The sequence below is a fragment of the Propioniciclava soli genome (assembly GCF_038502305.1).
Classification (GTDB): Bacteria; Actinomycetota; Actinomycetes; order Propionibacteriales; family Propionibacteriaceae; genus Propioniciclava; species Propioniciclava soli.
Genome location: NZ_CP115965.1, coordinates 1998472 through 2018619, shown reverse-complemented (window position 1 = coordinate 2018619; position 20148 = coordinate 1998472). Strand labels below are relative to the sequence as shown.

General features: G+C 70.7%; 18 protein-coding genes. 17 read left to right on the top strand and 1 reads right to left on the bottom strand.

Going from position 1 to position 20148, the window contains the following annotated elements; translation table 11 throughout:
• The first annotated feature begins 7 nt into the window (after positions 1-7).
• The 5 genes from hisD to PCC79_RS09105 all read left to right on the top strand — a co-directional run bounded on the left by hisD (position 8) and on the right by PCC79_RS09105 (position 4542).
• A complete protein-coding gene (gene hisD, locus PCC79_RS09125) occupies positions 8-1315 on the top strand; it encodes a histidinol dehydrogenase (protein ID WP_232547920.1) in 1308 nt (435 codons plus the stop codon).
• Positions 1309-2430 (top strand): histidinol-phosphate transaminase, encoded by a 1122-nt coding sequence (locus tag PCC79_RS09120; RefSeq protein ID WP_342371639.1) that lies wholly within the window; start codon positions 1309-1311, stop codon positions 2428-2430. The genes hisD and PCC79_RS09120 overlap by 7 nt, the downstream gene beginning before the upstream one ends.
• On the top strand, positions 2430-3041 hold the full coding sequence (gene hisB, locus PCC79_RS09115) for an imidazoleglycerol-phosphate dehydratase HisB (RefSeq protein ID WP_269779064.1): 612 nt from the start codon (positions 2430-2432) through the stop codon (positions 3039-3041). The genes PCC79_RS09120 and hisB overlap by 1 nt, the downstream gene beginning before the upstream one ends.
• Positions 3038-3658, top strand: coding sequence for an imidazole glycerol phosphate synthase subunit HisH (gene hisH, locus PCC79_RS09110; protein WP_232547831.1), 621 nt, complete (start codon positions 3038-3040; stop codon positions 3656-3658). Before hisB ends, hisH begins: the two co-directional genes overlap by 4 nt.
• Positions 3659-4086: 428 nt before the next feature.
• Complete coding sequence (locus PCC79_RS09105) at positions 4087-4542, top strand: hypothetical protein (protein ID WP_232547832.1); 456 nt, start codon at positions 4087-4089, stop codon at positions 4540-4542.
• Here PCC79_RS09105 and PCC79_RS09100 read toward each other — a convergent pair.
• A complete protein-coding gene (locus PCC79_RS09100; protein WP_232547833.1) occupies positions 4482-4742 on the bottom strand; it encodes a hypothetical protein in 261 nt (86 codons plus the stop codon). The two genes, PCC79_RS09105 and PCC79_RS09100, sit on opposite strands and share 61 nt — an antisense overlap.
• Before the next feature lie 202 nt (positions 4743-4944).
• On the opposite strand from PCC79_RS09100, the gene PCC79_RS09095 reads away from it, so the two are divergent.
• From PCC79_RS09095 to PCC79_RS09040, 12 genes are all read left to right on the top strand, one after another.
• Positions 4945-7029 carry a catalase gene (locus PCC79_RS09095; RefSeq protein ID WP_269779065.1) on the top strand — a complete coding sequence of 695 codons (2085 nt, stop codon included), beginning with the start codon at positions 4945-4947 and terminating at the stop codon, positions 7027-7029.
• A gap of 213 nt (positions 7030-7242) precedes the next feature.
• Positions 7243-7968, top strand: coding sequence for a bifunctional 1-(5-phosphoribosyl)-5-((5-phosphoribosylamino)methylideneamino)imidazole-4-carboxamide isomerase/phosphoribosylanthranilate isomerase PriA (gene priA / locus PCC79_RS09090; protein ID WP_232547834.1), 726 nt, complete (start codon positions 7243-7245; stop codon positions 7966-7968).
• 780 nt (positions 7969-8748) lie between these two features.
• A complete protein-coding gene (locus PCC79_RS09085) occupies positions 8749-9513 on the top strand; it encodes a YebC/PmpR family DNA-binding transcriptional regulator (RefSeq protein ID WP_232547835.1) in 765 nt (254 codons plus the stop codon).
• Positions 9514-9612: 99 nt separating this feature from the next.
• Positions 9613-10173, top strand: a complete 561-nt coding sequence (ruvC, locus tag PCC79_RS09080; protein ID WP_232547921.1) for a crossover junction endodeoxyribonuclease RuvC — start codon at positions 9613-9615, stop codon at positions 10171-10173.
• Positions 10170-10778 carry a Holliday junction branch migration protein RuvA gene (gene ruvA, locus PCC79_RS09075; protein WP_232547836.1) on the top strand — a complete coding sequence of 203 codons (609 nt, stop codon included), beginning with the start codon at positions 10170-10172 and terminating at the stop codon, positions 10776-10778. Before ruvC ends, ruvA begins: the two co-directional genes overlap by 4 nt.
• 10 nt (positions 10779-10788) lie before the next feature.
• A complete protein-coding gene (gene ruvB, locus PCC79_RS09070) occupies positions 10789-11820 on the top strand; it encodes a Holliday junction branch migration DNA helicase RuvB (RefSeq protein WP_232547922.1) in 1032 nt (343 codons plus the stop codon).
• 66 nt (positions 11821-11886) lie between these two features.
• On the top strand, positions 11887-12321 hold the full coding sequence (gene yajC, locus PCC79_RS09065) for a preprotein translocase subunit YajC (protein WP_232547837.1): 435 nt from the start codon (positions 11887-11889) through the stop codon (positions 12319-12321).
• 37 nt (positions 12322-12358) lie between these two features.
• The gene (gene secD / locus PCC79_RS09060) at positions 12359-14044 is read left to right on the top strand and encodes a protein translocase subunit SecD (protein WP_232547838.1); all 1686 of its coding nucleotides are present in this window, start codon (positions 12359-12361) and stop codon (positions 14042-14044) included.
• Positions 14044-15240, top strand: a complete 1197-nt coding sequence (secF, locus tag PCC79_RS09055) for a protein translocase subunit SecF (RefSeq protein ID WP_232547839.1) — start codon at positions 14044-14046, stop codon at positions 15238-15240. The genes secD and secF overlap by 1 nt, the downstream gene beginning before the upstream one ends.
• Entirely contained in the window at positions 15237-15791 is a 555-nt protein-coding gene (locus tag PCC79_RS09050) for an adenine phosphoribosyltransferase (protein ID WP_232547840.1), read from the top strand. Before secF ends, PCC79_RS09050 begins: the two co-directional genes overlap by 4 nt.
• A 3-nt stretch (positions 15792-15794) precedes the next feature.
• The gene (locus tag PCC79_RS09045) at positions 15795-16871 is read left to right on the top strand and encodes a potassium channel family protein (protein ID WP_232547841.1); all 1077 of its coding nucleotides are present in this window, start codon (positions 15795-15797) and stop codon (positions 16869-16871) included.
• A gap of 87 nt (positions 16872-16958) precedes the next feature.
• Positions 16959-19241 (top strand): RelA/SpoT family protein, encoded by a 2283-nt coding sequence (locus PCC79_RS09040; protein WP_425325672.1) that lies wholly within the window; start codon positions 16959-16961, stop codon positions 19239-19241.
• The last annotated feature ends 907 nt before the right edge of the window (positions 19242-20148 follow it).

Genomic DNA, 20148 nt, shown 5'->3' with positions numbered 1-20148 from the left:
ACTGCGCATGATCGACGTCCGAGGCACGTCCCCCGACTACCGCACCGTGGTGCCCCGCGGTGCCGTCGACGTCGAGCACGCCGTCGCCGTCGTCCGGCCCATCTGTGACGCCGTCGCCGAGCGCGGTGCGGACGCCCTCGCCGAGTTCTCCGAGCGGTTCGACCGCGTGACGCCGCCCTCGTTCCGTGTGCCGGCCGACGTGCTGGAACGGTGCGCCGACGAGCTGGACGCCGACGTCCGAGCCGCGTTCGTCGAGTCGATCCGCCGCCGCCGGGCCGTCGCCGAGACCGAGGGCGCCGCGCCGCTGACCTCGGCCAAGGTCGCCCCCGGGGCCGTGGTGGAGACCAAGACGGTCCCGGTCGCGCGCGTCGGGTTGTACGTGCCCGGCGGGCTCGCGCCGTTGGCGTCCAGCGTGTTGATGAATGTGGTGCCGGCCCAGGTGGCCGGCGTCGAGAGCCTGGCCGTGGCGTCCCCGCCGAGCGCCGAGCACGGCGGCTGGCCGCACCCGTCGATCCTCGGGCTGTGCCACCTGCTCGGCGTCGAGGAGGTGTACGCCGTCGGTGGCGCGCAGGCGATCGCCCTGTTCGCCCACGGCGTGGACGGGCTGTGCGCGCCGGTCGACCTGGTGACCGGCCCCGGGAACATCTACGTCGTCGCCGCGAAGCGGCTGCTGCGCGGGGTGGTGGGCATCGACTCCGAGGCCGGCCCCACCGAGATCGCCGTGCTGGCCGACGATTCGGCCGACCCGGCGTTCGTCGCCGCCGACCTCATCAGCCAGGCCGAGCACGACCCCCTGGCCGGATCGGTCCTCGTCACGGACTCACCCGAGCTGGCGGCGTCGGTGAACGCGCTGCTCGCCGGGCAGGTCAGGGCGCTGGCCAACACCGAACGCATCGAGACCGCGCTCACCGGCCCGCAGTCAGCCATCGTGCTGACCGACGACCTCGAGCAGGGATTGGCGGTGGTGGACGCCTACGCCGCCGAGCACCTCGAGATCCACACCCGGGACGCCTACGCCGTGGCCCACCGCGTCCGCAACGCGGGGGCGATCTTCGTGGGGCCGTGGTCGCCGGTGCCGCTCGGGGACTACTCCGCCGGCTCCACCCACGTGTTGCCGACCGCGGGCGCGGCACGCCACAGCTCGGGCCTGACGGTGCGTTCGTTCACGAAGACCGTGCACCTCATCCACTACGACGAGGCGGCGCTGCGCGAGGTGGGGCCCACGGTGGCGGCCTTCGCCACGGCCGAGCACCTTCCCGGCCACCGCGCGGCCATCACGATCCGCACCGAGGAGCCGCGGGGGGACCGGTGGTGAATCTCGCTCGGGCCGATCTCACCCAACCCGTCCTCACCCTGGCCGACCTGCCGCTGCGCCCGGAGCTGGTGGGGGAGGAGCCCTACGGCGCGCCGCAGCTCGACGTCCCCGTCTGCCTCAACGTCAACGAGAACCCCTATCCGCCCTCGCCGGCCGTGGCCGCGGAGATGGCCGAGGCCGTGGTGGCGGCGTCCTTCAACCGCTACCCCGACCGGGAGTTTCGCGGCCTGCGCGCCCAGCTCGCGGCCTACCTCGGCCACGGCCTGACGCCGGACCACGTCTGGGCGGCCAACGGCTCCAACGAGGTGATGACACACGTGCTCGGCGCGTTCGGCGGCCCCGGACGCCGCCTGCTCACGTTCACGCCGACCTACTCGATGTACCCCGAGTACGCCCGCAACACCCACACCGACTACGTCACGGTGCCGCGCCGGGCCGATTTCTCCCTCGACGCGGCCACCGTGTTGGACGCCGTCGCCGCGCACGCGCCCACCGTCGTGCTCATCACCACGCCGAACAACCCGACCGGCACCTCGACCCCGCTGGCGGTGATCGAGGAGGTGCTCGCCGGCACCGACGCGCTGGTGGTGATCGACGAGGCCTACCAGGAGTTCAGCTCAACACCGGAGGCCACCGCGCTGACGCTGTTGGCCGAGCACGGCAACCTCATCGTCAGCCGCACGATGAGCAAGGCGTTCGCGTTCGCCGGCGGACGCCTCGGCTACCTCGCCGCGCACCCCGCGGTGGTGGACGCCTGCCGCATCATTCGCTTGCCCTACCATCTCTCGGCCCAGACCCAGGCGGTGGCGTCCGTGGCCCTGCGGCACGCCGACGAGATGCTCGCGCGCGTCGCCGACCTGCGTGACGAGCGCGACGCGCTGCTGCGGACGCTGCCGGAGCTGGGCTACGAGGTGGTGGAGTCCGACGCGAACTTCGTACTCGTCGGACGGTGGGCCGACCGCCATCTCGCGTGGCAGCAGTTGCTCGACGCAGGCGTCCTCGTGCGGGAGACTGGCCCGGCCGGGTTCCTGCGCGTGAGCGCCGGGACGCCGGAGGAGATGGCAGCCTTCCACGCCGCGTTGGCCCGGGTCGACGCGCCGAGAACGGAGCAGTGATGGGGCGCACCGCGCGCATCGAGCGATCCACCAGCGAATCCACGATCACCGTCGAGCTGGACCTCGACGGGACGGGGGCGTCGACGATCAGCACCGGTGTGGGGTTCTACGACCACATGCTGACGGCGCTGGCGAAGCACTCGCTGATCGACCTGACGGTGGACGCCGTCGGCGATGTCCACATCGACGGGCACCACGTGGTGGAGGACACGGCCATCGTGATCGGCCAGGCGCTGCGCGAGGCGCTGGGGGACAAGAAGGGCATCCGCCGCTTCGCCGATGCGCTGGTGCCGCTGGACGAGGCGCTCGCCCGCTGCGTCGTGGACGTGGCGGGGCGTCCGTACGTCGTGTGCACCGGTGAGCCGGAGGGGCAGGTGTACGCGCTGATCGGCGGCTCGGGCGTCCCGTACGCGGGGTCGATGACCCGGCACGTCGTGGAGTCCCTGGCGTTGAACGCGGGGCTGTGCGTGCACCTGGAGCTGGTGTGCGGACGCGACCCCCACCACATCGTCGAGGCGCAGTTCAAGGCCCTGGCCCGAGCGCTGCGGTTCGCGATCGAGCCCGACCCACGCATCGAGGGTGTCGTGCCCTCCACGAAGGGCGCCCTGTGAGGGTGGCGGTGCTCGACTACGGGTCGGGCAACCTGCACTCGGCGACGCGGGCGCTGACGGCGGCGGGTGCCGACGTGGTGCTGACGGCGGACGCCGACGTCTGCCGGGACGCCGACGGGCTCGTCGTGCCCGGGGTCGGGGCGTTCGCCGCATGCGTGGCGGGCCTGCGGGCGGTGGACGGCCCCCGCGTCATTCGCGAGCGGTTGGCGTCCGGACGCCCCGTGCTGGGCATCTGCGTGGGGCACCAGGTGATGTTCGCGCGCGGGGTCGAACACGGGGTGGAGGCCGACGGCGTCGGCGTCCTGCCCGGCGTCGTGGAGGCGCTGGCGTCCACCCGGTTGCCGCACATGGGCTGGAACACGGTGTCGCCCCCCGGCGGGTCGGCGTTGTTCGCCGGGATCGCGGCGGAGCGGTTCTACTTCGTGCACAGCTACGGCGTGCGTGCCGCGTCCGTGTCGGGCTGGCCAGACGATGTCGCGGTGACCTGGGCCGAGCACGGCGGAGACCGGTTCGTCGCGGCGGTGGAGCACGGCGCACTGAGCTCCACCCAGTTCCACCCGGAGAAGTCGGGTGCCGCCGGGGCCGCCCTGCTGCGCAACTGGCTCGCGACGCTCTGAGTCACGTCCTGGCCCCCGGCGTTCCGCTGCCCGCCCAAGGGGCCTCCACACCTTTCCCGAGAAGACCTGCGGTAGGCACCGAGGGATGAGAAGAGGATCCAGACTTTCGAAGGGCGCGGGACTTTCCTCAGAGGGCGTAGCATTCGATCCGCCTTGCCCCCCAACGTTCACTTCGCGCACGATGCACAGGAGACACCATGTCCGGACTCCGCCCAGCCCGTCCGGCCGGCGTCCTCACACTGGCCCCCAGTTCCCTTGCCTCATTCCCTGCTCCTACCGCGGCTTTCGTTGTCCGGACCGGACCCAGTGCGGGGCGCATCCCTGCGAACAGGCCTTGGATTCCGCGACTCACGAGTCCATGCGGCGTCTGGAACAGGACGAACGTCTCAGACCACCGATGCAACGGGAACTGACGAGTGGGCCGATACGTGTCTGAGGAGCAGCTGGGTCAGCATCCGAAGCGGCGTTGGGTGTTGCCCCTCGCCCTGGTGGCGGTCATCATGGTGGGCGGATTCGGCATCGTCCGGTTGTCCTCCGCGCTGGTGACGTGGTCGGACGCCTCGAATCGGGGCAAGCTCGACCTAGTGGCAGAGTTCGTGAACAGCGAGCCCAACCCCGATTGGCCGTACCTCGACACCGAGGATCGCACCGCGCAGGTCTGTGCCGCACCAGTCGACTGCGTTCAGGCGGTGGGCAACGAGTACCTCACCCTGCTGAAGTTCGACGACGTGGACCAAGCACGCCGGTACGCCGACTCACTCGGACCTGACGGGCACCGGATCGATCCTCTGGTGCTGCACTTCGATGGGACGCCCGTGACGGCTCAGGCGCGCGAGGAGGTCATCGCGACCGTGAGCGGGATCAACGCCAGCAGCCCGGACTGAGACCGTCCCAGCTCCAGCACGTCGGGGTGGGACGCGAAGTCGTTCACCTCGATGTCGGTGGCCTCCTGCGCGCTCAGCGCCGCGACCGTGGCGCCGGTCCGCTCGCTTCCGGCGCTTCGGGCGCTTCCGGCCAGGCGGCCACCTTCCCTGTGACGCTCAAGATCATGCAGGCCGGCGAGCTGCACTGCGCCACGTGTCATCGAGGTGCGCCACCTGTCAGCAGGGTGCGCCACGGCACCGCGCAGCGCGTCCGGCGGTGGGGGCGGCGGCGTCTGAAGGCACCCTTTGGGGTACGACTGCGGCGGACGCCTGTTGGACGGCCTGCCGGGCGCGTAGCGTCATGACCAACCGACAGCGGCACCATCCGACAGCGGCACCATCCGACAGCGAGAGGGTTTCACCATGGCAGAGCAGCAGCAGCAGCACGACGACGCCGGCGCGGCCGGCACCCGTGGCACCGGGGGCGAACTCCACCAAGAGGTGCGGGGCGAAGTTGCGCTGACCACGGCCCAGGGCATTCCGGTCTCCGACAACCAGAACTCGTTGCGCGCGGGCCGCCGCGGTCCGACGCTGCTCGAGGACATGGCGATGCGGGAGAAGATCTTCCACTTCGACCACGAGCGCATCCCGGAGCGCGTCGTCCACGCCCGGGGCTACGGCGCCCACGGCACGTTCACGACCACCGAGAGCCTCGCGGACGTGACGACGGCCGACATCTTCGCGGAGGTCGGGCGCGAAACCGAGGCGTTCGTGCGGTTCTCCACCGTGGCCGGTGCCAAGGGATCGTTCGACCTGGCGCGCGACGTCCGCGGTTTCGCTGTGAAGCTCTACACCCGGCAGGGCAACTGGGACATCGTCGGCAACAACATCCCGGTCTTCTTCATCCAGGACGCCATCAAGTTCCCCGACCTCGTCCACGCGGTCAAGGAGGCACCCGACCGCGCGTTCCCGCAGGCGCAGTCGGCCCACGACAACTTCTGGGACTTCGTCTCCTGGATGCCCGAGGCCATTCACATGACGCTGTGGCAGATGTCGGATCGCGCCATCCCGCGGTCGTTCCGGTTCATGGAGGGCTTCGGCGTCCACACGTTCCGCTTCCTGGATGCCAGCGGCAAGGCGACGTTCGTGAAGTTCCACTGGAAGCCCGTCCAGGGTCTGCAGTCGGTGGTCTGGAACGAGGCCGTGAAGATCAACGGCGCCGACCCGGACTTCCACCGCCGCGACCTCTGGGACGCCATCACCTCCGGTGACTTCCCCAGCTGGGATCTTGGTGTCCAGCTGTTCGACGAGGAGTTCGCCGACAGCTTCGAGTTCGACGTGCTCGACGCGACGAAGCTCATCCCCGAGGAGCAGGTGCCGGTGCGCATCGTCGGACGCCTCACGCTCGACCGGGTCGTCGACAACGACTTCGCCGAGACCGAGCAGGTGGCCTTCCACACCGGCAACGTGCCGCCCGGCATCGACTTCAGCGAGGATCCGCTGCTGCAGGGCCGCAACTTCTCCTACCTCGACACGCAGCTCTCGCGGCTGGGGAGCACGAACTTCACCCAGCTCCCGGTGAACGCGCCGCGGTGCCCGGTCGCGCACTTCCAGCGCGACGGTCACATGCAGGGCCATGTGCCGGTCGGTCGGGCCAACTACGAGCCCAACGGCTGGTCCGGGGCCGAGCGCGGCCCCCGTGCGGACGCGGCGTCCGGCTTCACCTCGCACGCGACCCCGCTCGAGGGGGCCACGGTGCGCGAGCGCTCGGAGACCTTCGCCGACCACTACAGCCAGGCTCGGCAGTTCTGGATCTCCCAGACCGACGTCGAGCAGGAGCACATCGTCAACGCCTACACCTTCGAGCTCAGCAAGTGCGACGAGGAGTCGGTGCGCGAGCGCATCGTCGCCCACCTGCGCAACGTGCACCCCGATCTGGCCCAGGGTGTGGCCGACGGTCTGGGCATGGAGCTGCCCGAGCCGGCCGACGCCGCGCTGGAGCCCCGCACCGACCTGCCGGCCTCGGACGCGCTGAGCATCCTGAAGAACGGTCCGGAGTCGTTCGCGGGCCGCAAGCTCGGCATCCTGCTGACCAAGGGCGCCGACGGGGCCGTGGTCGCCGCGGTGCGGGACGCCTTCACCGCGGCGGGCGCCACCGTGGAGCTCATCGCCCCCACGCGTGGCCCGATCACGCTGAGTGACGGCACCCCCGTGACGGCCGACCACGCCGTCGACGGCGGCCCGTCGGTGCTGTTCGACGCGGTGGCGCTCCTGCCCAGCGCCGACGGCGCCACGCAGCTGGTCGGCCGTTCCACGGCCCGGGACTTCGTCGCGGACGCCTTCGCCCACCGCAAGTTCATCGGCCTGGGGGCGGACGCCGGCCCGCTGCTGGTGGCCGCGGGTGTGGACCCGGACGACGGCGTCCTGCCGCTGGACGCCGGCGCCGCCGAGACGTTCCTCACCCGCTGCGGCGAGCTGCGGTTCTGGGATCGCGACGTCAAGCCCTGACGGTGGTTCTCCTCTCCGCTGACCGCGGGGTGGGAGAGTGCGCATCGGTCGCTGGCGAACTGATCCGTTCGCGGATCAGTTCGCCAGCGCGTCCGGTGACTCTGTTTGCCGAGCTGGTGATTCTGTTTGCCGAGAGCGCTGCTCTGTCTGCCGAGTCGGCGGCGAGGCGGGCGGTCCGGCCGGAAACCGGGGCCAGCCGGTAACCTGCCTCAGGTGAAGTCGCTCACCTTGCTGCCCGCCGTCGACGTCCAGTCCGGCCAGGCCGTCCAGCTCACCCAGGGCATCGCCGGGTCGGAGAAGACCTTCGGGGATCCGCTGGCCGCCGCCCGCCGCTGGCAGGACGCCGGCGCCGAGTGGCTGCACCTCGTCGACCTGGACGCGGCCTTCGGACGCGGCTCGAATGCGGACGTCATCGCCGAGATCACCGCCGCGATGGAGCTGAACGTGGAGCTGTCGGGTGGCATTCGTGACGACGCCTCCCTCGAGCGTACGTTGGCCACCGGCTGCCGCCGGGTCAACATCGGCACCGCGGCGCTGGAGAACCCGGAGTGGTGCGCCAAGATCATCGGCGAGCACGGCGACCGGATCGGCATTGCGATCGACGTGAAGGGCACCAAGCTGGCGGCGCGCGGCTGGGTGCGTGAGGGGGGAGACTGGGCGCAGGCCGTGGACGAGCTGACGGCCGCCGGCTGTTCCACCTTCGTGGTGACCGACGTGGCCTCGGACGGCATGCTCACCGGCCCGAACATCGATCTCCTGCAGCAGGTCGCGGCTCGCACCGGCGCCGAGGTCATCGCGTCGGGCGGCATCGCCCAGCTCGATGACCTCCGGGCACTCCGGGAGCTGGTGCCGCTTGGCATCACCGGTGCGATCATCGGCACGGCGCTCTACGTCGGCAACTTCACCCTCACCGACGCCCTGGTTGTCGCCGGCGACTGAGGTCCTGACTCCTCGCTGCCATCCGGGAGTGGTCTCCCGCTGGGGTGCCCCGCGTCGCCCCTCTGGCGCTGGCGTCGCCTGCCTGCCCCCGGGGGGCGCCTCCCTTCCGCTGGTGTCGCGTCCCTGTCGGACGCGTCGCCTCCCTGTCGCACGCGTCGCCTCCCTGTCGCACGCCTCGCCTCCCTGTCGGACGCGTCGCGTCCCTGTCGGACGCGTCGCCGCCCCATCCCAAACCCACGACCCTGCCGCTGCAACGCTGGGGAGGTGGGTTGCGGGCAGGGTCGCGACGGTGGTGGTAGGGAGGCGACGGTACCGGTAGGGAGGCGCGGGCGGCGGCAGGGGAGCGGGGCTACCGGCAGGGTGGCGGGGCTACCGGCAGGGTGGCGGGGATGGGGGTGACCCATCGGTGGACCCGGCTTGATCGCAGGAATGGGCGCCGTCGGAGCGGCTCCCACGGCCGGCACCCGTGGACGCCATCCGCCGGGAGGCACCTGCGTCCTGTCGACGCCGGACGGTCGGTGGTGTCGAGAACCCATGCACATGCACGCCTTGTCGACGCCTGACGGACCGCGCACGTCGAGAATCCATGCACATGCACGCCTTGTCGACGCTGGACGGCCCGCGCACGTCGAGAACCCATGCACATGCACGCCTCGTCGACGCCGGGGCGTCAGCAACCGAGACCCTACGGCGCCCGCGCGCCGGACGCCCGCGCGCAGCGGAACGCGCCGAGCGCACTAGAATCGGGAAAGTTGAGAACCCAGAACCAACGGGAGAAGCATGAGCGGTCACTCCAAGTGGGCCACCACGAAGCACAAGAAGGCGGCGATCGACGCCAAGCGCGGCAAGCTGTTCGCGAACCTCATCAAGAAGATCGAGGTCGCGGCGCGCACCGGTGGTGGTGACCCCGGGGGCAACCCGACGCTGTACGACGCCATCCAGAAGGCGAAGAAGAACTCCGTTCCCAACGACAACATCGATCGCGCCGTCAAGCGCGGTTCGGGCGTCGGCGGCGAGGCGGTCGACTACGTCGAGATCATGTACGAGGCGTACGGCCCCGGGGGCGTCGCGATCCTCATCGAGTGCCTCACCGACAATCGCAACCGCTCGGCGTCCGATGTGAAGGTCGCGATCACGCGCAACGGCGGCACGCAGGCCGACGTCGGCTCGGTGAGCCGCATCTACGACCGCAAGGGCGTCGTCACGGTCGCCAAGCAGCAGGCGAAGCCCGTCAGCGAGGATGACCTGCTCGAGGCCACCCTCGAGGCCGAGCCGGAGGACATCGTCGACGGCGGCGAGTCCTTCCAGATCGTCTGCGACCCGACCAACCTGGTCGAGGTGCGCAAGGCCGTCCAGGACGCGGGGCTCGACTACGACGCCGCCGAGGTGGAGTTCCGCCCCCAGTACGACCAGGCGGTGTCGGACGCCGACGGCGCGGCCAAGCTGTTCAAGCTGCTGGACGCCATCGAGGACGTCGACGACGTGCAGAACGTCTACTCCAATGAGGACGTGCCGGAGGAAATCCTCGAATCCCTCGACGCCTGAGCCTAGGATCCGAACAGACGTTCGGCAGCAGACGGACGGTCGTGCCCCCGGGAGCATCCCGGTGGGTGTGACCTTCGGCGAAGGGGATTCATGCGCGTTCTGGGGATCGACCCCGGCCTCACCCGGTGCGGCATCGGGGTGATCGAGGGCCAGCCCGGGCGCAAGCCTGCGCTGCTCCTGGCCGACGTGATCCGCACCCCGGCCGCCATGGAGACCGGTCAGCGGCTCGCCGCCGTCGAACGCTCGCTCGTGCGGTACGTGGCGGAGTACCGCCCGGACGCCCTCGCCGTCGAGCGGGTCTTCGCGCGCCGGGACGTGAGCTCGATCATCGGGACGGCGCAGGCGTCCGGCGTCGTGCTCCTCGTGGGCACGCGGGCCGGGCTGGCTGTCGCCCAGCACACGCCGACCGAGGTGAAGGCCGCCATCACCGGCAATGGCCGCGCCGACAAGGCGCAGGTGGGGCAGATGGTCATGCGGATCCTCGCCCTCGACGCACCCCCCAAGCCGGCAGACGCCGCGGACGCCGTCGCGCTGGCCGTCTGCCACCTGTGGCGCGCGCCCGCCATCGCCCGCATCGCCCAGGCGCAGCAGCGCCGCGACCTCGCCGAGGGGCGCGCCCGAGCCCGTGCCCTCGCCGCCGAACGGAGAAAGCCCGCATGATCGCCCAGCTGACCGGCACCGTCGTCTCCGTGGGGGGCACCTGGGTGGTGCTCGATCTCTCCGGTTTCGGCGTGCGCGCCCTGTGCTCCCCGGCGACGGTCGCGTCCGTCCGGGTGGGGGAGGCGACCACGCTGTACACCTCGCTCATCGTCCGCGAGGACTCCCTCACCCTCTACGGCTTCGCCGAACCCGAGGAGCGGGACGCGTTCGAGCTCGTGCAGTCGGCGTCCGGGGTCGGACCGAAGATCGCCCAGGCGGTGGTCTCGGTGCTGCCTCCGGGGGAGTTCCGCGCCGCGATCCTTGCTGAGAACGTCGTGGCGCTCACCAAGGTGCCCGGCATCGGCCCCAAGGGCGCCAAGAAGATGGTCATCGAACTCAAGGACAAGGTCAACGCCCTCGGTGCCACGCCGGACCTGTCGTCCGGGCCGGTGCCGGCGCCGTCCGAGGTGTGGCGCGAGCAGGTGGCGTCCGGGTTGGAGTCGCTCGGCTGGTCGGCCAAGGACGCCGCCGCCGCGGTCGAGCGCGTCGCGCCGCTGCAGGAGGAGGACCCGGGCGTCGGCATCGGGGAGCTCATGCGGGCGGCGCTGAAGAGTCTGGCGCGCTGAGGTGGCGACGCTGTCGGAGGATCCGCTGGACCCGCACGCCCACCTCGACGACTCCGCCGCCGAGGGTGCGCTGCGGCCCCCCTCGCTGGCCGAGTTCCGCGGCCAGCCACGGGTTTCCGAGCAACTCGGCCTCGTGCTGGACGCCGCCCGCGCCCGCGGTCAGGTGCCCGACCACGTGTTGCTGTCCGGCCCGCCCGGGCTGGGCAAGACGACGCTGGCCATGATCATCGCCCACGAGCTCGGCCAACCCCTGCGCATCAGCTCGGGCCCGGCGATCCAGCACGCGGGGGACCTCGCCGCGATCCTCAGCGGGCTGACCGAGGGGGAGGTGTTCTTCCTCGACGAGATCCACCGCATGAGCCGGCCAGCCGAGGAGATGTTGTACCTCGCGATGGAGGACTTCCGCGTCGACGTGATCGTCGGCAAGGGCCCGGGCGCCACCGAGATCCCGCTCGAGATCCCGCGGTTCACCCTGGTGGGCGCCACGACGCGCGCCGGTCTGCTGCCCGGCCCGCTGCGCGACCGTTTCGGCTTCACCGGCCAACTCGACTACTACGAGGCCGGCGCGCTCGTCGGCATCGTCGCGCGCAGCGCAACCCTGCTCCAGGTGGAGCTCGACACGCCGAGCGCCGAGGTCATCGCATCCCGCAGCCGCGGGACGCCCCGCATCGCGAACCGCCTGCTGCGCCGCGTCCGCGACTATGCGCTCGTGAAGGCGTCCGGCCGCATCACCCCCGGGGTCGCGGCCGCCGCCCTGGAGCTCTACGAGGTCGACGAACTGGGCCTCGACCGGCTCGACCGCGCGGTGCTCGACGCAATCTGTGTGCGCTTCGGCGGCGGCCCCGTCGGGCTCTCCACGCTGGCCATGAGCGTGGGGGAGGAGACCGAGACGGTGGAGGAGGTTGCCGAGCCCTACCTCATCCGGCAGGGGTTCCTCATGCGGACGCCGCGCGGCCGCGTCGCCACCCGGCGGGCCTGGAACCACCTGGGGCTCGCCGTTCCCGCGACGCACACGGACCTGTTCAGCACCGGGCAGGAGTAGAAGGTAGTCTTGCCCGGTGTTCAGCCCCCGGCCGGGGGTGCAGCCGATCGAAAGCTCGAAGGAATCATGCCTGACCCACAATTGATGTCGACGCTCCTGATGCTCGCGCTGATGGTCGCCGCCTTCTACTTCCTGCTGATCCGCCCCGCGCAGCGCAAGCAGCGCCAGCAGCAGGAGATGGTGAGCCAGTTGGGCCCGGGCTCGCGCGTCATGACGACGTCGGGCGTCTACGGCACGATCGCGCAGCTCGGTGACCGCCAGGCCGTCATCGAGATCGCCCCGGGCGTGGAGATGACCGTGCTGAAGCAGGCCATCATGAAGGCCGTCGACCCGGCCGACGACGAGTTCGTCTACGACGAGGTCGACGCGGTCGACGCCGACGACGCGGCGCTCACCGACGAGGTGCTCCTCGACGAGACGGTGCAGCCCCTCGACGGGTACGCCGACCCCACGCTGGCCCGCGACGAGCCGACGACGTACGAGCGCCCCCAACAGCAGTAACCCCTTTCTTCCCCATCGCCTCCGAGGACGTTCACCCGTGGCCACCGAGACCAGGCATCGGCAGCGACCGCTGCGCACCCTGATCATCTTCTTCGCATTCATTGCGGTGCTGTTCGGCATCATGGCCCTGAGCGGGGCGTGGGCGCCCAAGCTGGGCCTCGACCTGCGGGGCGGCACGACGATCACGCTCACCGCGCGCAACATCACGGGCGGCGGGGGTGTGGACCAGGCGAGCCTCGAGCAGGCGCGCACGATCATCCAGCAGCGCGTGGACGCCGTCGGCGTCGGTGAGTCCGAGGTCGCGACGGTCGGCAACAACCAGATCCAGGTCTCGGTGCCGAACGTCGCCCCTGCCCAGCTCCAGGAGATGGTCGGCCAGACCGCCCAGCTGTACTTCCGGGGCGTCCACAGCATGGAGGCCGTCCAGGCGGCCGTGGCGCCCACCGAGCCCAGCGTGGACGCCTCCGGCGACGCCACCGCGGCGCCGGCGGCCCCCGACGCGTCTGCGGAGCCGACGTCGACCGAGTCGCCCGCCGCGGTCGACCCCCGGCCGGCGCCCGGCCTCCCGACGCCCGCCGCCACCCCGCGCCCGACCGAACCGGCGGCCGTCCAGCCCACCACCGAGGAGGCGTTGGCCTGGCAGCCGTCGAGCCGCGACCTCTCCGACTTCGCCGCCTACCAGTGCGGCGACGACTTCCCGGACGTGACCGACCAGCCGCTGATCACCTGCGACCGGGAGGGCACCACGAAGTTCCTGCTCGGGCCGGCGCTGCTGACCGGTGACATGCTCACCAACGCCCAGGCCGGCATCCCGCAGGGCCAGGTCAGCTGGATCGTCAACCTGCAGTTCAACGACGTGGGCACCGGCATCTTCAGCACGGTGTCGTCGGATCTGGCGGCTCGCACCGAGCCGCAGAACCAGTTCGCGATCGTGCTGGACTCCCAGGTCATCTCCGCGCCGCGGATGAACGAGCCGATCCCGAACGGGCAGGCGCAGATCTCGGGCGACTTCACCCAGCAGACGGCGAACGACTTGGCGAACGTGCTGCGCTACGGCGCGCTGCCGCTGGCCTTCGACCTGTCCGAGGTCTCGAACGTGTCGCCGACCCTGGGCGGCGAGCAGCTGAGCGCCGGCCTCATCGCCGGCGCGATCGGTCTGATCCTCGTCATCGGGTACGCCGTCTTCTACTACCGCGCTCTCAGCGCCGTGGTCATCGGCTCCCTGGCGGTGGCGGCCGTGCTGACCTACCAGTTCATGGTGCTGCTGGGTGAGGGCATGGGCTTCGCGCTCAACCTGCCCGGCATCGCCGGCGTCATCGTCGCCATCGGCATGACGGCCGACTCGTTCATCATCTTCTTCGAACGGATCCGCGACGAGGTGCGGGAGGGCCGCAGCCTGCGCAGCGCGATCGAGACCGGCTGGGTGGGCTCGCGCAAGACGATCCTGATCGCGGACGCCGTGTCGCTGCTGTCGGCGGTGGTGCTGTTCATCTTGGCCATCGGATCGGTGCGCGGCTTCGCCTTCACCCTCGGGCTCACGACCCTGATCGACATCGCCGTGGTCTTCTGGTTCACCAAGCCGCTCATGACGCTGCTCGGCCGCACCCGCTACTTCGGCGAGGGACGCCGCTTCTCGGGCTTCGAGCCGGAGCACCTCGGTGCCACCCAACGCGGACGCGGCCTCTCCCGCCGGCGTGCGCTCGCCACCCCGAAGGAGGCGTGATGGCGAAGAACGCCCGCTCGAGCCTGGCCCACCGGCTCTACTCCGGCGAGGTCAGCTACGACTTCGTGGGTCACCGCAAGCGCTGGTACCTGATCTCGGCGGTCCTGTTGGTGGCCTGCCTGGCCTTCATCGGGTTGCGCGGCCTGAACCTGTCCATCGACTTCACCGGCGGCTCGGAGTTCAACGTGCCCACCCCGGTGACGGCGACGACGGTGGACGAGTACCGCACCGTGGCGCAGGACACGGATCTGCCCGACCTGGGTGAGGTGCGGGTGAACACGATCGGCGACGACCAGGTCCGCGTCCAGACGCGCGCCCTGAACGCCGAGGAGATCAACCAGATGACGGCCGCGCTGGCCGAGCACGCGGGCGTGGACACCACCGAGGTGACCAACAACCTCATCGGGTCATCCTGGGGCCAGCAGATCACCCAGCAGGGGCTGATCGCCCTGGTGGTGTTCCTCGTGCTCGTGGCGTTGATGATCTGGGCCTACTTCCGCAACTGGAAGATGTCGGTCGCAGCACTCATCGCCCTGGCGCACGACCTGATCGTGGTGATCGGTGTCTACGCCCTGCTGCAGTTCACGTTCAGCCCGGCCAGCCTCATCGGCACCCTGACCATCCTCGGGTACTCCCTGTACGACACCGTGGTGGTGTTCGATCGGGTGCGGGACAACCTCCGCGAGGTGAAGGGCTCCGACCGCACGCTCGCCCAGTGGGTCAACCTGGCCGTCAACCAGGTGTTGATCCGCTCGCTGAACACGACGATCATCGGCGTCCTCCCGGTGGCCGCGCTGCTGTTCACCGGCACGTTCATCCTGGGGACCGGCCCGCTCATGGATCTGGGTCTCGCCCTCTTCGTCGGCATGATCGCCGGCGCGTACAGCTCGATCTTCCTGGCCGCCCCGCTGTTCGTGGAGTTGCGCCAGCGCGACGCCGACATGGTGGAGCACGAGGCCCGCCTCGAGCGCCGCCGGGCGCGGAAGTCCGAGCGGGCGTCCCGGGTGGGCGCCGACGCGGACGAGCCGGCCACGCAGCAGCCGGTGGGCTACGCCACGGCGCTCAGTGGGGCGTCCGCCGTCGACCCGCGCACGCTGGGGGCGGTTCGTCCCGACGAGCTGCGACCCGAGCAGATGGGCCCGCGGACCCAGCCGAAGCGCACCACCCGATCCCAGCGACGCCAGGACCAGCCGTGAGCGCGCCGCTGCCGCTGGGTCCTGACCCGGTCGCTCGGATCGAGGCGCTGATCCGCGACGTCCCCGACTGGCCCAAGCCCGGCGTCGTCTTCAAGGACATCACGCCGCTCCTGGCCGATGCCGAGGGGTTCCGGCTCGCGGTCGACCAGATCACCGCGCTGGCCCCCACCCCGATCGACATCGTGGTGGGGATGGAGGCGCGGGGCTTCCTCTTCGCCGCGCCGGTGGCGTTGAGTTTGGGGGCCGGTTTCGTCCCGGTGCGCAAGCCGGGCAAGCTGCCGTCGGCGTCCATCGAGGAGAGCTTCGCGCTCGAGTACGGTCACGCCACCCTCGCCATGCACACCGACGCCCTGTGGCCGGGGGCGCGCGTCCTCGTCGTCGACGACATCCTCGCCACCGGCGGCACCGTCGGGGCCACGGCGTCCCTCATCAAGCGGCAGGGGGCCGAGCTGGTGCACGTGGCGGTGTTGATGGAGCTGGGCTTCCTGAACGGTCGCGAGGCGCTCGCGCAGACGGGCATCGATGCGGTGTCCGCGGTTGTGACGGTCTGAGGCGTGGCCGCGCCCGCCCCTGCGCGTGGGCCCGCGGAGGCCCTCGTCCGGCTGCCGCGGCTGCGCGAGGACCCCTTCCGCGAGATCGCCCGGCGCATCGGGCTGGTGGTGTTGATCATGGCCCTCAACACCGCGGTGGTGTGGTTCGACCGCGCCAGCTATGCCGACAACATCAACCAGGACGGCATCAGCCTGATCGATGCGGTGTACTACGCCACCGTCACCGTGACCACCACGGGCTACGGTGACATCACGCCCGTGTCCGACCACGCCCGCCTGCTGAACGCCATCGTCGTGACGCCGCTGCGCATCGCGTTCCTGGTGTTGTTGGTCGGCACGACGCTGGAGGTGCTGGCCAACCAGGGCCGGCAGTCGATCCTGGACGCCCGCTGGAGGAGGAAGATGCGCAATCACACCGTGCTGCTGGGTTACGGGACCATGGGGCGCAGCGCGCTGCAGACGCTGCTGCGCAGCGGGGCGCAGCGCGACCGCGTGGTCGTGGTGGACGCCAACCCCATCGCGGTGGACGCCGCGAACCACGACGGCATCGCGGCCTTCCACGGCGACGCGACGTCACGAGATCTGCTGCGGCGCGCCGAGCTGCCGAAGGCCAAGCACATCATCATCACGGTCAACCGGGACGACACGGCGATCCTCGCCACGCTGACCGCCCGCCAACTCAACCCGCACGCGCACATCGTGGCGTCGGTGCGCCAGGCCGAGAACATCTCCCTGCTGCGGCAGTCCGGCGCCGACGGGGTCGTGACGTCCTCGGACGCCGTCGGTCGCCTCGTCGGGCTGGCCACCCTGAGCCCCGACATGGGCAACCTCATGGACGACCTGCTGACCCACGGCGAGGGGCTGGAGATCTCCCAGCGCAACGTGGCTCCCGACGAGGTGGGCGCCGGCGCGGAAACCATCACCGGCGAGCAGGTGCTCGGCGTGGTGCGCGGTGGGCTGCTGCGGCGCTTCTACGACCCGAGCTGTTCGACCCTCAAGACGGGTGACCAGCTCATCGTGGTCCGCCCCTCGCGCGCGCGGGCGCAGGCGGGGCGTTCGGAGCGTGCCGACAGCGACTAGGCGCACCGGCGGCGTCCGGGCGCTCGTGGGGGCCGGGCAGGGCCTAGACTCGGGCCACGAGCGGGAGGTGGGGCGATGAGTGAGACCATGCCGGGTGACCAGGCCCTCGGCGAGGCCACGTCCGCGGCCGCCGCGCCCCCGCCGCCGGACCGGGCACCCGAACGCCTGAGCATGCGCAAGGTGCTCGCGCGCCTCGGCTCGGCCAAGCCGGTGGGCGCGGTGCAGCTCGAGCCGTTGCTCGCCGCCATGCGCCAGCACCACCCGAAGGCGGACGCCGCCCTCATCGAGCGCGCCTACCGGGTGGCCGAGCAGTACCACGACGGCCAGCTCCGCAAGAGCGGCGACCCCTACATCACCCACCCGCTGGCGGTGGCGTCCATTCTGGCGACGCTCGGGATGAACGAGGCGACCGTGTGCGCGGCCCTGCTGCACGACACTGTGGAGGACACGGACTACTCACTGGAACAGCTGGGCGCCGACTTCGGCCCGGAGATCGCCCGCATGGTCGACGGCGTCACGAAGCTCGACAAGGTCAAGTACGGCGAGACGGCCAAGGCGGAGACGATCCGCAAGATGGTTGTGGCGATGAGCCGCGACATCCGCGTCCTCGTGATCAAGCTGGCCGACCGGCTGCACAACATGCGCACGCTGGGTTCGCTGCGGCAGGACAAGCAGATCCGCATCGCCAACGACACCCTCGAGATCTATGCGCCGCTGGCCCACCGGCTCGGCATGAGCGCGATCAAGTGGGAGCTGGAGGACTTGGCGTTCTCGGTGATCGAGCCGAAGGTGTACTCCGAGATCGTGAAGCTCGTCGCCGAGCGCGCGCCCCTGCGCGAGCAGTACCTGCGCACGGTCATCGACCAGGTGAACGCCGATCTCGCGGCGAACCGGATCAAGGCGGTGGTGTACGGCCGGCCGAAGCACTACTACTCGATCTACCAGAAGATGATGGTGCGGGGTCGGGACTTCTACGACATCTACGACCTCGTGGCCCTGCGCATCCTGGTGGACGACAAGCGCGACTGCTACGACGTCCTCGGCATCCTGCACAACCGGTGGAAGCCGGTGCCGGGCCGGTTCAAGGACTACATCGCGATGCCGAAGTTCAACCTGTACCAGTCGTTGCACACGACCGTGCTGGGCCCGGGCGGCAAGCCGGTCGAGCTCCAGATCCGCACCCACGACATGCACCGGCAGGCCGAGTACGGCGTCGCGGCGCACTGGCGCTACAAGGAGGGCAAGAGCGCCGGCAACGAGATCACGTGGGTGCAGTCGATCTCGGAGTGGCAGAAGGAGACCGAGGACTCCGGAGAATTCCTCGACACGTTCACCGAGGAGATCGTCAAGAACGAGGTGTTCGTGTTCTCGCCCAAGGGCGACGTCATCTCGCTGCCGGCGGGGTCGACGCCGGTGGACTTCGCCTACGCGATCCACACCGAGGTCGGTCACCGTTGCATCGGCGCGCGCGTGGACGGTCGCCTGGTGCCGCTGGACTCGACGCTCGACATGGGGATGAGCGTCGACATCATCACGTCGAAGGCGCCCACGGCCGGGCCGAGCCGGGACTGGCTGGGGTTCGTCAAGACGCCTCGCGCGCGATCGAAGATTCGGCAGCACTTCAGCCGGGAGCGGCGCGACGAGGCGATCGAGACGGGCAAGGACGCCTTGGCGCGACAGATGCGGCGTCAGCAGTTGGCGTCCCGGCTCTTGACGAGCGAGGTGCTCGTCGGGCTGGCGCAGCACTTCCATGTGTCCGACAGCCAGTCGCTGCTCGCCGCCGTCGGGGAGGGCACCATCGGCGCGCAAGCGGTGATCGCGCAGCTCGTGGAGTCGATGGGCGGGGGCGTGGCCGCGGCGGAGGCGTCCCTGGTGGACGAGGCGCTGCTCCTGCAGCCCGGACGCAAGCTGCCGCGCGGGCACACCGGCGTCGTCGTGCAGGGGGACGGCGGCCTGCAGACCAAGCTGGCGAAGTGTTGCCTGCCGGTGCCGGGGGATCCGATCGTGGGTTTCGTGACCCGCGGGGACGGCATCTCGGTGCACCGCGAGGACTGCACGAACGTCACCGCCCTGCGGCGGATGTCGGACCGGATGGTCGACGTCTCCTGGGCGCCCACCACGGACGCGGCATTCACCGTGGCCGTCCAACTGGAGGGGATCGACCGGCAGGGCATGCTCTCCGACGTCACCCGGGTGCTCTCGGAGCTGCACACCTCCATCGCCTCGGTGAGCGCGAACGCCACCCCGGACCACGTGTTCACCATGCAGCTCACGTTCCAGGTGGCCGACCCCAGCCTGTTGGAGACCGTCATGACCGGCCTGCGGCGCCTCCCGGGTGTCTACGAGGTCAACCGGGTGAAGCCAGGCTGATGGGGGCTGGTCGGGGTTGGTCGGGGCTGATCCGGGGCTGCTCCGGGGCTGGTTGGGGCTGCTCGGGGCTGATCCGGGGATGATCGGGACTGCTCGGGGCTGGTGGGGGCTGGTCGGACTGGTTGGGGCTGATCCGGGTCGGGATCCTCGGTGGTGGCGGTTGCGCCCCCGCGGCCGTGATCGGCGCCGACACGCACACTTCGGTCTCAAACCCTCCTCTAGGGCGCGTGATCACCCCCGTTTGAGCGCCGCGCAGGCAGGGGAGCGGCCCCGGGGTGGCGGACGCTCGATGCCTGGCCTGCTCGTGGCCCGAAGCGGAGGTACCTGGCGCACCTCGGAGGCAGGTGGCGCACTTCGAATGCACGTGGCGCAGTGCAACTCACCTGGAGGGCCTTGGACGGGCCGCCACGTGAGCTGCACTGCGCCACGTGCCCCGGACGCGCGCCACGTGGGCTCCGACGAGGTGACCCCCGGCGTCCTCGTGCCTGGCCGGGGACACACCTCCCTGTCCTTGACGCCGCCGCCCTGCCCGAAGACGACCAGAAGCCTGTTGCGAAGGCAGGGTGGTGGGATTCTGGCAGGGCGGCGGACGTAAGGACAGGGTGGCGGGCCCAGCGACAGGGTGGCCGTCGCAACGACAGGGTGGCGGGGCCAGCCACAGGGTGGCCGTCGCAATGACAGGGTGGCGGGCCCTACCGCCAAGGACGCCGTCGCAACGACAGGGTGGTGGGACCTCTCGACAGGGTGGCGCCCCCAACGGTGGCCCAGAACCCCAGGGAACGCCCCCAACGAGGGACTCGGCGGCATCCAGACCGAGCGGCCGACCGCACGCGTACCGGCAATGCCTGACGCCGGCCGCACGCGTCCCGGCAATGCCTGACGTCAGCCGCACGCATGCCGGCAACGC

Coding starts and splice junctions, on each gene's coding strand:
- hisD (WP_232547920.1), top strand. CDS start 8: ATGATCGACGTCCGAGGCACGTCCCCCGACTACCGCACCGTGGTGCCC.
- hisB (WP_269779064.1), top strand. CDS start 2,430: ATGGGGCGCACCGCGCGCATCGAGCGATCCACCAGCGAATCCACGATC.
- PCC79_RS09100 (WP_232547833.1), bottom strand. CDS start 4,742: ATGACACGTGGCGCAGTGCAGCTCGCCGGCCTGCATGATCTTGAGCGT.
- PCC79_RS09095 (WP_269779065.1), top strand. CDS start 4,945: ATGGCAGAGCAGCAGCAGCAGCACGACGACGCCGGCGCGGCCGGCACC.
- PCC79_RS09085 (WP_232547835.1), top strand. CDS start 8,749: ATGAGCGGTCACTCCAAGTGGGCCACCACGAAGCACAAGAAGGCGGCG.
- ruvA (WP_232547836.1), top strand. CDS start 10,170: ATGATCGCCCAGCTGACCGGCACCGTCGTCTCCGTGGGGGGCACCTGG.
- yajC (WP_232547837.1), top strand. CDS start 11,887: ATGCCTGACCCACAATTGATGTCGACGCTCCTGATGCTCGCGCTGATG.
- secF (WP_232547839.1), top strand. CDS start 14,044: ATGGCGAAGAACGCCCGCTCGAGCCTGGCCCACCGGCTCTACTCCGGC.
- PCC79_RS09040 (WP_425325672.1), top strand. CDS start 16,959: ATGCCGGGTGACCAGGCCCTCGGCGAGGCCACGTCCGCGGCCGCCGCG.